The organism is Puia dinghuensis (genome assembly GCF_014642875.1).
GTDB classification, from domain to species: Bacteria; Bacteroidota; Bacteroidia; order Chitinophagales; family Chitinophagaceae; genus Puia; species Puia dinghuensis.
The window spans coordinates 1983535-1989534 of sequence record NZ_BMJC01000001.1; the positions used below are offsets into that span (position 1 = coordinate 1983535).

Consider the following 6000-nt stretch of genomic DNA (forward strand, 5'->3'; position numbering starts at 1 on the left):
GGAAATAATACTGAAAAAAAAGTGCATCCATCAAATTCAGGTGAAAGAACGGTGTTTTGCCGTGTTCGTCCTTTTTTGACGGTTTGTATTTGCAAGTATCGAAGAATGTCGTTAGTTTAGCTCCTGTTCGCGTCTCACGCTGTTTCAACTCCCACCGTTACCCGGCCCAGAAACCTTATCGCATCTTTAGTAGCGTGATGCTATGTCCTATAATCTTTGTTTGAATAGCTGGTGTCCGACTGCGTATCTATTCTACGCAGCCGGCAGGTAGTCCTTTATTTCCATAGAAATCGATTGTGGAACCCAAACCGCTTTGAAATAAAATGAAACGACTTTCCTTCTTTTGCCTCGCCGCTCTGGCCTGGCAGACCGCGCTGTCGCAATGGTCGACCAGCGGGAATAATATTTACAACACCAATAGCGGAAATGTGGGGATCGGTACGAGCAGCCCCACTTTTCCGTTGCATCTTACCGGGTCTGTCAATGATATCCTCGGTATTACAGGCAGTGGGGGAGGCCGGGGAGGGATCTATATACAGAATACCAACGCAATCGGATTCGCTACGTTGCTTATGGAGAACAATCTTGGTGGTCTTAGTTCCACCGTTTCGTTATCTGTTGGCGGTTCGACAAACTCCTATCCAAACTTTTTTGGCCTTTCCCCCGCCAACAGAGCCAATTTAGTGACACAAGGACCAAACAGTTTAGGTCTGGGCGTTGGAACCCTGACGGCACAGCCGTTGGTATTGGGGACGAATAATGCTGAGCGTTTGCGTATCGATTCTGGTGGGAATGTGGGCATCGGGACGAGTAGCCCGACTTCGCCGCTGCATGTAAGCGGAACCGCCAGTGATCTCATTATGCTTACCGCCAATAATGCGGGCCGTGGCGGCATGACCATTCAGAATACCAACGCCAGTGGACAAGTCACCAGCTATGCGGAAAACGACCGGAGTTCCTATGCTTCTTATTGCGGGTTTTTACAAGGTGGATCGAGTAATACCTTACCCACTCTCTTTGGCCTATCCCGGGCTGACCGGGCATTTTTTATCGCGGACGGAGCTTCCAGTTTGGGATTGGGTGTAGGTACGCTGACGGCGCAGCCGATGGTGTTAGGGACGAATAATGCCGAGCGCATGCGTGTAGACGGAACGACGGGCAACGTCAGCATAGGTACGACCAATGCACAAGGCTACAAGCTGGCCGTCAATGGCTCGGCCATTTTTACCTCGGCCTGGGTAAAGCCTTATGCTAATTGGCCGGATTATGTATTTAAGAGGGGTTATCGGTTGCCGTCGCTGAACGATGTTTCTGGCTATATCCAGGCGCATCATCATCTTCCGGATATGCCTTCGGCCGAGACGGTAGCGAAGACGGGCATCGACCTTGGGAATAACCAGGCGGTGCTGCTGAAGAAGATCGAGGAGTTGACCTTGTATCTCATTGAGCAGGATAAGACGATTCAGGCGTATAAGGAAAAATTTGATGAGCAGGAGAAAAGGATCGAGCGGTTGGAAAAATTGGTGAAGCCATAAAACATCCGCCATGCGTCCCCTACAACTACTGATCGGGTGTGTCTTCTTTTTGACCGCTTCTTATGGGCAGGCCGTCGATTCTCTCGCGGACAAGGCTCTTCGTTTCCCGGGCAAGTTGTTCAGCCGGATAGAATCGAAGACCGCGGGTCTGGACCGTCAGCTCACGCGGCAGACGGAGCACTGCCTGGCGAAGATGGCCCGTAGGGAAGCGCGGCTGCGACGGGAACTCTCCCGCATCGATAGTGCAAGCGCCCAGCGCCTGTTTGCTAATTCGGCGCAGCAATATGCTGCCCTGGCCCGCAAGCTGGCTACGGATTCGGGCGGTGCGGCTATCCCTCTAAGCGGAGAATATATGCCCTATGTAGATTCTTTGAAGGGCAGTCTTTCTTTCTTCCAGCAAAACCGGCAACTACTGGGGGCAGCGCAATCGCAAGCCCGGCTGGCGCAACTGCAAGCCTCCATGGCCGGGTTCCAACAATTGCAGGCAAAGTTGCAGGATGCCGATGCCATCAAAGCCTTCCTCCGCCAGCGGAAGGAAGCGATCAAAGCCTATCTCAATCAATATACGAACCTGCCTTCGGGCATCGGTAAGGAATACCAGGGGCTCACCCGCGAAGCATATTATTACTCCGAGCAAGTGCGACAGTACCGGCAGTTGTTGAACGACCCCGATCAATTGGAGAAGAAAGCCCTTTCCCTGCTGGGACAGTTACCCGCTTTCCGGCAATTCATGAAAAATAACGGACAGCTCGCGGGCTTGTTCAATCTCCCTGCTGGTTATAGCAGCCCCGCGGCCTTGGCAGGATTGCAGACCCGAGACCAGGTGACGCAGGCGATCCAAAGCCAGCTGGCGGCGGGCGGACAGGGTGCGCTGAGCGCGCTGCATCAAAATCTCCAGTCGGCCGAGCAACAGCTGGACGGGTTCAAGGACAAACTGAACCATCTTGGGAGTGGCAGCGGCGACATCGATATGCCCAACTTCAAACCCAATGGACAGCGGACGAAAAGCCTGTGGCGGCGACTCGAAGCCGGTGTCAATTTGCAGACGAGCCGCACCAATCGCTATTACCCCAATGTCCTGGATCTCGGCGGCTCACTCGGTTACCGGCTCACGGACAAAAGCACCATCGGCGTGGGGACCAGTCTGAAGATCGGCCTGGGCAGCGATATCCGGCATTTGGCGCTAACAGCGAGCGGTGCGAGCTTGCGCAGCTACGTGGACATTGTGCTCAAAGGGAGCTTCTTCGTCAGCGGCGGACTGGAATACAATCACACTTCGGCCCTCCGGTCGTACCAGGATATCCGCCGGCTGTCCGGTTGGACGACCAGCGGGCTTATCGGAATCACCAAGACGGTGTCGGTGAAGAGCCGGGTATTCAAGAAGACGAAGCTGAGCCTGCTTTGGGACTTTCTCAGTTACCGGCAAAGGCCTCAAACCCCAGCAATTGTTTATCGATTAGGGTACTCATTCTAACGATCATTCCATGATGAATCATTTTATGCGAAATATGAAAAAAACGGTTTTGGCACTCCTTATTTTCAATCTTTTTTTCACAGAAATCTTTTGCCAGATTCGAAAAGACCCTGTTGCGATATCCAGCCCAAATGCCGCTTCGCTGGGAAAATTCGGTGAGGTTCCCGTGTCTTTATACGCGGGATTACCTCAGATAAATATACCCATCTACACAGTGGAAGAAGGAGGCATCAAAGTGCCCATTTCATTAGACTATCATGCTAGCGGCGTTCGCCCGGATCAGCATCCCGGCTGGGTTGGCCTGAACTGGAACCTGAGTGCCGGAGGGGCCATTACCCGTATCGTAAAGGATATCCCGGATGATGACAATGAAATACTGGGAAGTCAGCCATTATGCCAGGGTAGGAGCGCAAACGGGGCCGGGTATTATTTTAATAATACCTGCATATTGCATGGGAATTGGAGCAGCGTCTCTTACATACGGGATACGATTTGTAATCAAGGCTTCACCTATAAATACGATACGGAGCCGGATGAGTTCGATTTTAGCTTCCTGGGGTATTCCGGCAAATTCTTCCTGGATACGGCCATCAATACCTGGCAGGTGCAATGCGACCGGCGAATTAAAGTGACCCTTATACCTGACCCCAGCCATCCAACTCAAAGCCTGGCCCTGCCTCCCCCGTACAGTCCCGGCTCTTGCACGCTAAACAATCCCTGGCATACCGCGTATCCAAGCAGCTTTTCAGGATTTATCCTGACTACGGAGGATGGTACTCAGTACACTTTCGGCGGTGACACCTCGCATATCGAGTACACTATAAATTTTTATGCGCAAGGCACGGATACGTGGATCGCCAATTCCTGGAATCTCTCCAGGATACAAGACGCCTACGGTCGGGTGGTCACCTTTACTTACACTCGTGGGCCCCTTGTCAGCCAGATCACCAATTCTATTGAGATACGGAATAAAAAGGTATATCCCAAGAATCCGACCAATTATTTTTGGTTTATTCCGACCTTCGGCATAGCATCTGCATACAATTTTCTAACCCCAAGCTGTTCCAACAGTACCAGCGGAATTCCTCCTACGGGACAATTCGCCGGCAAGCTGATTGCACCCTTGTATTTGAGCCAGATCAACTCCTCCTATGCCAGCGTGAGTTTTAAAACTTCCATCACAACCGAGCTGCGGATAGGTCTTATCGCGTATACCTATTTCGATAACTATGAAATCAACAAGGGTTCGACCATCGACGATTATTATTATTTCCTATATCCGGTAAGTGGCGGCAATGCTTTTTGCAACGGAGGTGGCGGAACGGGCGGCAATGCCCGCTTCAATAATCTGCAATGGCTGGAGCTGGATAGTATCTACGTAACCAATAAGAGAACAAATACCCTCTTAAACGAATATGCCTTTGGTTATACGCATGACACCACCAAGCGACTCATGCTGCAAAGCTTTCAGCAATTGTCGATGAACCAGCAGACCATTTCGCCGTCTCCTTATCGGTTTTATTATGACTCTTCCCACACCCTTCCGAATTACCTGGCGGCTACCGGGTGGACGGATCATTGGGGGTTTTATAACGGGAAGGATGCCACCCATTCCCTGGATACCCTGACCACCTATTACAATTACCGGCAGCCCGATTCCAATTACCTACGGGCCGGAACACTGGTGCGGGTCACCTATCCCACAGGCGGAATAACCGATCTGGCCTATGAAGCGAATATGTATTCCAGGGAACTGGACACTATCCGCAGTAGCCCCCTCATTGACTATGGCAGCACGATCATGCTGGCCGGCGGCCTGCGGATAAAAAAGATCACCAGTTATGACGTGAACTACCCCAATAGCCCGCTGATCAGGCAATACTATTATTTTAAAAATTATAGCCCGTCTACCGGCCTTACCGGAGCGTCCAGCGGCATCCTGGGCGGAAAATCGCAATATTATTGGGACACTTATACTACCGTGTCGGATATTGATCCCAACCAGCTGTATACGGAGCAGATATTTTCTACTCAATCGGCCATGCCCATGAGTGAGAATACTGCCGGGGCTCATCTCGGATATAGCGAGGTCGAGGAACAATATGCGGACGGCAGCCTGGTGGATTATCAGTTTACCAATTTCGATAACGGGCATATGGATGAGTCTTTTATCAACAACCTGCAACGCACTAAGTCACCCTATGAGCCCTATACCAGCAAGGCCTTTGAACGGGGCAAGCTAGTCAAGAAGACCACCTATAACACCAGCGGACAAATCGTAAATGTGGATTCATTCGGATATTTCGCCCTCAACCAGAATTTCGTGCGGGCAGTTAAAGCCAGCGTCTATACCACTTGCGAAAACTCCAACCAATATATTTGTGAAGGAACTTCTTATAAGAATTATACCTACCCATTCCTGATGGCGGGGGAATATCATACCCGATATGATGTAAATGGCGCCAACCCCGTGATAGATTCCACGATCTACACCTATGATACGGCTAACTATTTACAACAGACGGCTATAACCACCAATAGCATCGGTCAAGCCATTACCACAAGCAATAAGTATCCCTGTGATAGTCTTACCGGGCTATCTTCATCCGCACAAACAGCTAAAGGAAATTTGCTCGCCGCGGGAAGGCTCTCCCCATTATTGGAACAAACGGTTACTAAAGGAAGCTTTCAGACCAGCAGGGTCAGGAATGATTATAATATTTGGAGTAATAATACGGCCATGCCCCAATATGTCGAACTCCAGGTCGGATCAAATCCCGTGGAAACCCGGCAGGCATTCATTGCTTACGATGCGTACCAGAATCTCCTGCTGGACTCGCTTACGAGCGACTTGACCTCAGGGTACCTATGGGATTATAGCGGACTATACCCCATTGCAAAGATTATCAATACCGGTCCCACCCATAGTTTTGCCTATACCAGCTTCGAGGCCGATGGCAGCGGCAACTGGACGATCAGCGACACGACCCG

3 protein-coding genes are annotated in these 6000 nt (G+C 50.9%); all 3 read left to right on the top strand.

The features are described 5' to 3' along the window. Positions 1-323: 323 nt before the first annotated feature. Positions 324-1535: a hypothetical protein gene (locus IEY39_RS08165; RefSeq protein ID WP_188930270.1), complete on the top strand. Its 1212-nt coding sequence runs from the start codon at positions 324-326 to the stop codon at positions 1533-1535. 10 nt (positions 1536-1545) lie between these two features. Further along, a complete protein-coding gene (locus IEY39_RS08170) occupies positions 1546-3009 on the top strand; it encodes an AAA family ATPase (RefSeq protein ID WP_188930272.1) in 1464 nt (487 codons plus the stop codon). Positions 3010-3175: 166 nt separating this feature from the next. Next, positions 3176-6000: hypothetical protein (locus IEY39_RS08175; protein ID WP_188930274.1), on the top strand; the 2825-nt coding region annotated here is incomplete at its 3' end.